We start from the raw sequence: 6,711 nt of genomic DNA, 5'->3' as shown, positions 1-6,711 counted from the left end.
GTATCAAACACAGATCTTTGCTTCAACTGATTATCGGATAAGAAGTTTTAGGAATGTGAAGCGAGTCAACAGTACAAATTTCGACCATTTATGTCGAGTACGTTTTCAACAGTTTTACGAGTTTTTACTGATAATTTGAACATCCACAAAATTTAAGTGGAAATAAAAATCCCCTTTTCTCAATAAAAGGGGTTATACCCAAGTGACTTCAAGATGCAGGATTCAGAGCGTTGTCATTGATTCGAGAGCAAGGAAAACAACGCAGTGTAATAGCCAGCTATTTCCAAGTTGTTTGACGCAGCCATTGGTTTAATTAAAAAAGCGGGTCAATGACACGCTCCCAAAGGGCATTCTTTACAAATAGTAAGGGTCTTGGCTTGTATACTTTGTTGCCGATTCTTGATTTAGACCCACTAAACCTTTAAATCGCCGCCACGTCTACAAACCAAGTCAGTCTCGCTGAACCTAGCATCTCGAGGTTACTTGGGTATACATAATTTAGAAAGCGGCACTTTGCTCAAAAGCGAGTGCGGATTTTAAGCGACTGAAATCGCCAATGGGTTCGCCATCAAGCATAAACTGTGGGTAGCTTCTTGCGGTTGGGAATAACTCGAACAAGGTTTCTCGGTCAAACTCCACATCCAACTTGAGCGTTGCCACGTTAAAGCCCTGATTTTGCAACCACATCGCAGCGGTCTCACATTGGGAGCACTGCTCCTTACTGTACATTTCTATTTTCATCACTCTTCTCTGCTATCCCTTGCCGTTAGAAATCTGCATCAAAACTCAACTGGCGATCTTGAGGTCTTTTGTACTCAGTAACACGTTTTTCGAAGAAATTGGTCTTTCCTTCCATATCCAATAAGCGCATGTAATCAAATGGGTTTTCCGCACCGAAGATCGGGTTGAAACCAAACAAACCAGCGATAACATCAGCAGTGTGCTCAATGTATTGGCACATCAGTTCAGCATTCATACCAATCAAGTCCACTGGTAAGGCTTCCGTTACAAACTCCTTCTCAATTGAAACCGCTTCACGGCAAATCTCTTCAAACTCTTGTTGTGTCACTTTGCCCTGCCCCAAGGTTTTGAATAGCAGCGCAGAAAAGCTAAAGTGCAACCCTTCATCACGAGCGATTAAGTCATTGCTTGCCGCCAAACCTGCCAGCAAACCACGTTTACGGAAGTAGTAAATGGCACAGAAGCTGCCAGCGAAGAACAAGCCTTCCACAAGACCAAAGGCGATCAAACGCATGGCCAATGGTTTATCGGAAGAGATCCACTTCATTACCCACTCCGCCTTACGCTTTACAGTCGGGACGTTTTCAATCGCATTGAACAAGCGCTCACGCTCTTCAACATCGGGAATGTAAGTTTCGAGTTGCAGTGCGTAAGTCTCTGCGTGAATGACCTCATTAAATGCCTGCAAAGCAAGGAAGCAGCGCGCTTCTGCGATTTCAATTTCGCCATAAAATCGAGTCAATAAGTTCTCGTTAATCATCCCTTCGCTCTGAGCAAAGAACGCCAACACATGTCGAATGAAGTGCTTTTCGCCTTCGGTCAGCTTGGCAAGATCAGCAAGATCTTGAGCAAAATCGAGTTCTTCTGTGGTCCAGAAAGCCGCTTCGTGAGTTTTGTACGCTTGCCAAATCTCTTCGTATTGAATGGGGAATAAGCTAAATTTGTTTTTAACAATCATACCGTTTCCTTACTTTCGGTTGATGTGAATCTTTTTAATTGACGAGATAGGTTTATGCGCCGCAGTTTAGGCAATCTTCATCTTCGCTTTGCTGACCAACGGTGACTTTCACCGCATTCGTTGATGGCTTAGAGCGCAAGTAGTACATGCCGGTTTTCAGACCACGTTTCCACGCGTAGAAGTGCATCGCATTGATTTGGGCGAACGTTGGTGATGCGAGCCATAAGTTGAGGCTCTGCGATTGACAAACAAATGGGGCACGAGCTGCCGACATATCAATGATCACTTTCTGAGAGATTTCCCACACGGTGCGATACACGGATTGAAGATCGTCTGGAATGGCATCAATGCCTTGTACTGAACCGTTATTGAGAATAATGGCGTCACGGATTTTGCTCGTCCAAAGTCCGCGCGGTTCCAGATCGCTGACCAGGTGTTTGTTGATGATGATGAACTCACCCGACAATGTTTGGCGTTTATAGATATTGCTGGTTTGTGCTTCAAACGCTTCGTTGTTACCTAAAATTTGCGCTGTCGACGCCGTTGGCATTTGAGCAATCAGTAGCGAGTTGCGCACACCATGCTCTGAGATTTGGCGCTTTAGCTGTGACCAATCCCAGCGGCTGCTTGGTTGTTCATCCCACAGATCAAATTGGAACTGACCATGACTGATTGGTGAGCCGTCATAACTGGAATACGCGCCTTTTTGCGCCGCGATTTCACAAGACGCTTCAAGGGAGGCGTGATACATGGTTTCTGCGATGTCACGGTTAAGCTGTAATGCTTCTTCGCTATCGAATGGAAGGTGCATTTTAAAGAACACATCCGCCAAACCTTGGATACCCAAACCAACAGGACGATGCGCGTGGTTCGATTTTTCAATCTTATCGGTTGGGTGATAGTTCACATCGATAACGCGGTCGAGGTTCTTAATCGCGACTTTGGTGACTTGGTGAAGTTTGTCGAAATCAAACCCCGCGTCTGTAACGAACTTAGGCAGTGCCATAGACGCCAAATTACAAGCCGCCGTTTCATCTGGCGTCGAGACTTCCATGATCTCTGCGCACAAGTTACTCGACTTAATGGTGCCGAGGTTTTTCTGATTCGACTTTTCATTACACGCATCTTTGTAGAGCATGTACGGTGTTCCCGTCTCGGCTTGCGACTCAATGATTTGCGTCATCAATTGGCGGGCTTTGATGGTCTTTACGCCCAAGCCCATACGCTCGTATTCTTGGTACTTCTGAGTAAATTCAGCACCGTATAAATCAGACAAACCTTTGGTATTGTGTGGGCTAAACAGAGTCCATTCTGCGTCGTTTTCGACACGTTCCATGAACAAGTCTGGCACCCATAGAGCGAGGAACAAATCACGTGCGCGGAACTCTTCTTTACCGTGGTTTTTACGTAAATCGAGGAAGGATTCGATATCCGCATGCCAAGGTTCCAGATAAACCGCAAACGAGCCCTTGCGCTTACCGCCACCTTGGTCCACATAGCGAGCCGTTTCATTGAAGACTTTGAGCATTGGCACGATGCCATTCGACACACCGTTAGTGCCAATAATTGGCGCCCCAGTCGCACGAATATTGTGGATGTGTAGCCCAATGCCGCCCGCCGATTTAGAAATCAGTGCACAATCTTTGAGGGTGTCGTAAATGCCGTTGATGGAGTCTTCTTGCATCGCCAATAGGAAACACGAAGATAGTTGCTGCATCTTACAGCCAGCATTAAACAGCGTTGGCGTAGCATGAGTGTAGTAACCAAGGCTGAGCAAATCGTATAGCTCTCGAATTTCTTCAAGATCGTCACCTGCGACAGCGACTGCCACGCGCATGAACATATCTTGTGGTCGTTCAACCACCACACCTTTTACTTTCAATAGGTAGGAACGCTCGAGAGTTTTGTAGCCGAAATAATCAAACTGATAGTCGCGTTTGTAGTCAATCATCTCTTCGAGCGCAAACTGATTCTTGGCAACAAAGTCGACGTAAGCATCGGAAAGAATACCGATTTCAGAGAGCTCACGTGTTGCAGTTGCGTATCCGCTGGTTTCTTTTTGCAGAGAACTCACCATCACGCGAGCCGCAAGCTTGGCATAATCAGGGTGTTCCGTCGCAAGGCTTGCTGCCGTTTCAGCGAGGAATACATCGATTTCCGTCACCTTAATGCCGTCGTACAAACCGCTTACCACGCGTTGTGCAACTGCAATAGGTTCAACTTTTAGTCCATCAGCCAGCGCTTCGGCTCTTCGAGTCACCTTATCTAGACTGGCTTTTTCTTTCCGTCCATCTCGTTTTATAACGTCCATAATCTATATCTTGTGTGTAGTTTTAATATTGAGCACCATATGTACGTAATAGATCTAGATGATAATAGTTATCATTACAAGTGAGTTTTTTAAAAGTTAGAACTGAAGATGGAGAGGGTAAGGAAACATATTGACACCGACATCAAGCTCGACAGGAACTGCAATTAGAGACAAGCACCGCAAACCTGATAAAGTGATGAAGTTTTCCACAAAGATTTAATTTTCATTAACTTAGTTCATTTCTAGAAAAGAACAACAAATGTGATCTAGTTCAAATTTTCATACCCATTAATTTCCAATGCTACGCGCCAAGATTTGTCGAAAAAATCGCCTTGTCAATATGACTGAAAATATCCGCATAGTTTGTCCGTATTTCCGACTAAATTACTCAGGTATACTCCGAGCCGCTAAAATTGTTAGGTATCGAGTCGTCGAACCATCGACCTTTTAAAGTAAGGAATAATCATGAGTCAGTATGTTGTCTGCGCCCTGTATAAGTTTGTGGAACTGGAAAACTACCAAGAGTTACGCGAGCCATTGCTTGCCCTAATGGAAGCCCACGGTGTACATGGAACGTTGCTACTGGCGAGTGAAGGTATTAACGGTACGGTTGCAGCGAAACGCGAAGGTATTAATACACTGCTTGCATGGCTAAATGCCGAGCCTTGCCTTACTGGTATTGTTTACAAAGAGTCGTACTCAGATACTCAGCCGTTTAACCGCACCAAAGTAAAGCTAAAGAAAGAGATCGTGACATTGGGCGTTGAAGGCATCGATCCTCGCCATGTGGTTGGTACTTACGTGAAGCCGCAAGATTGGAACGATCTGATTACTGATCCAGAAGTATTTGTGGTTGATACTCGTAATGACTATGAAATTGAGATCGGAACATTTAAAGGTGCTGTTAATCCAAATACTGACACTTTTCGCGAATTTCCTGACTATGTAAAACAAAACATGGATCCAGAGAAACACAAAAAAGTCGCGATGTTCTGTACTGGTGGTATTCGCTGTGAAAAGTCGACTGCTTACATGAAAGAGCAGGGTTTTGATGAGGTTTACCACCTAGAAGGCGGTATTCTGAAATACCTTGAAGAAGTACCAGAAGAAGAAAGCTTGTGGGAAGGCGACTGCTACGTATTCGACGGTCGCGTTGCGGTGAACCACCAGCTGGAAAAAGCAGATTACGACTTGTGTAATGCTTGCCGACTGCCAATCACGGAAGAAGACAAACAATCAGAGCAATTTGAGCAAGGCGTAAGCTGCCCGAAATGTTTTGGTAAACACAGTGAAGAGCAAGTAGAACGCTTCCGCGAGCGTGAAAAGCAAGTGTCGTTAGCAGCGGTTCGTGGCGAACAACACGTTGGTGGTGAAAGTGCCAAACAGCGTGAGCAGCGACGCGCAGAAAAACTGGCGAAGAAAGACGCGCAACGTAAGCAAGCGTAAAATTCAAACACATTAAATATAAACGCCCCGCTTCTGGCTTGGAGACGGGGCGTTTTTGTTATCGTTGTAAGGTAAAAACTAAGATGAACGGATAAGGCCTGCGTAAGCTTTATCTGAGACGCTGTCAGGAAATACGCTTTCTAGCGCACTCGATTCTATGCTCATGTGTTGCTGTAGAACGGCTTTGATCACCGCCCTCATATCATTAGCAGGGGCTAAGTCTCTCCCTTGATAAAGCTCAGTTTGGGCAAGCCCTGGAAATTCTCCCAATACCTTGCCACCTTCGATGGCTCCACCAGCAATAAACATGGCGTTTGCTGTTCCATGATCGGTACCTTTGGTTCCGTTTTCCGCTGCAGTGCGTCCAAATTCACTTGCCGCCATCACGACGGTTTTCGACCAGTTATCCCCTAACGCTTTCTTTAGGTTGGCAAGACCGTTATCCAATTTACGCAATTGATTGGCGAGCCTTCCTGTTTCTGCGCCTTGGCCTGCATGAGTATCCCATCCGCCCAGTTCCAATACCGCGATGTTAGGGCCACCTTCAGCAGAGAGAAAAGTTCCCGCTTGAGACGCCAAGACAGGAAACTGCTTACCGGGACGATTACGATTCGACATCATTTCAATCTTCAGCGCTTCTTCAAAATTACTCGCAAGCTTCTCATCACTTTGAAACAAAGCCTCTAGCAGCTCCACTTGGCTGTCTCGCGCTTGCAGATTGTTTGGATACCAACTGCTGACCGCCTTCTCTCCTTGAACAATCAAAGGTAACCCTGAATCGATCGCCAAACCTTTCGACTTGGCATCCAGTTGCAGCAATCGGTTTAACCATCCATCACGATGTAACGGATTGTCTGTACCGTTTTCTAACACCTTTTGCCCATCAAAATGAGAGCGCTCACGATACGCGGTGGCACAAGCATGAATCATCGCCATCTGCTTATTTTGATACCACTCGAAGCTGGTTTTCATCGCCGGATGCAAACCATAAAAATCGTCGAGTTTATTCAGTTTTTCTGTTGCTAAACCAATCGTCGGACGGAGAGCTAAATACTGCTTATCAGCATAAGGAACCACAACGTTTAATCCATCCATCGCACCCCGCAACGTAATCCAAACAAAGATATTTGGAGAGCTTGATTGAGCAAAGACTGCATTAGGCAACAAGCTTGTTGCGCCCACGGCTAAAGCGGATTTTAAAAATTGTCGACGAGTCGATGTTAAGTTCGTTTGTTTATCTATTGTCATCACTCAC

General features: G+C 45.5%; 5 protein-coding genes. 1 reads left to right on the top strand and 4 read right to left on the bottom strand.

Annotated elements, in window-relative coordinates; all coding sequences use genetic code 11:
- Positions 1-498: 498 nt before the first annotated feature.
- Genes VJL_RS21490 through VJL_RS21480 form a run of 3 tightly spaced genes read right to left on the bottom strand, consistent with a single transcriptional unit; the run spans position 499 to position 4,010 of the window.
- Positions 499-741 carry a glutaredoxin family protein gene (locus tag VJL_RS21490; RefSeq protein WP_172622598.1) on the bottom strand — a complete coding sequence of 81 codons (243 nt, stop codon included), beginning with the start codon at positions 739-741 and terminating at the stop codon, positions 499-501.
- 25 nt (positions 742-766) lie between these two features.
- On the bottom strand, positions 767-1,699 hold the full coding sequence (locus VJL_RS21485) for a ribonucleotide-diphosphate reductase subunit beta (protein WP_005447479.1): 933 nt from the start codon (positions 1,697-1,699) through the stop codon (positions 767-769).
- Between the two features lie 52 nt (positions 1,700-1,751).
- Positions 1,752-4,010: a ribonucleoside-diphosphate reductase subunit alpha gene (locus VJL_RS21480; protein ID WP_038881363.1), complete on the bottom strand. Its 2,259-nt coding sequence runs from the start codon at positions 4,008-4,010 to the stop codon at positions 1,752-1,754.
- Positions 4,011-4,475: 465 nt separating this feature from the next.
- Here VJL_RS21480 and trhO point away from each other — a divergent pair, with 465 nt between their 5' ends.
- On the top strand, positions 4,476-5,456 hold the full coding sequence (gene trhO / locus VJL_RS21475; protein ID WP_038881362.1) for an oxygen-dependent tRNA uridine(34) hydroxylase TrhO: 981 nt from the start codon (positions 4,476-4,478) through the stop codon (positions 5,454-5,456).
- A gap of 78 nt (positions 5,457-5,534) precedes the next feature.
- On the opposite strand, the gene VJL_RS21470 is transcribed toward trhO, so the two are convergent.
- Positions 5,535-6,704 (bottom strand): DUF1501 domain-containing protein, encoded by a 1,170-nt coding sequence (locus tag VJL_RS21470; RefSeq protein WP_038881360.1) that lies wholly within the window; start codon positions 6,702-6,704, stop codon positions 5,535-5,537.
- Positions 6,705-6,711: the final 7 nt, after the last annotated feature.

Origin of the sequence: Vibrio jasicida CAIM 1864 = LMG 25398 (assembly GCF_000400365.1) — a bacterium.
Classification (GTDB): Bacteria; Pseudomonadota; Gammaproteobacteria; order Enterobacterales; family Vibrionaceae; genus Vibrio; species Vibrio jasicida.
Note: the sequence above shows the minus strand (reverse complement) of the source record. Positions and strands in the feature narration are given on the sequence as shown.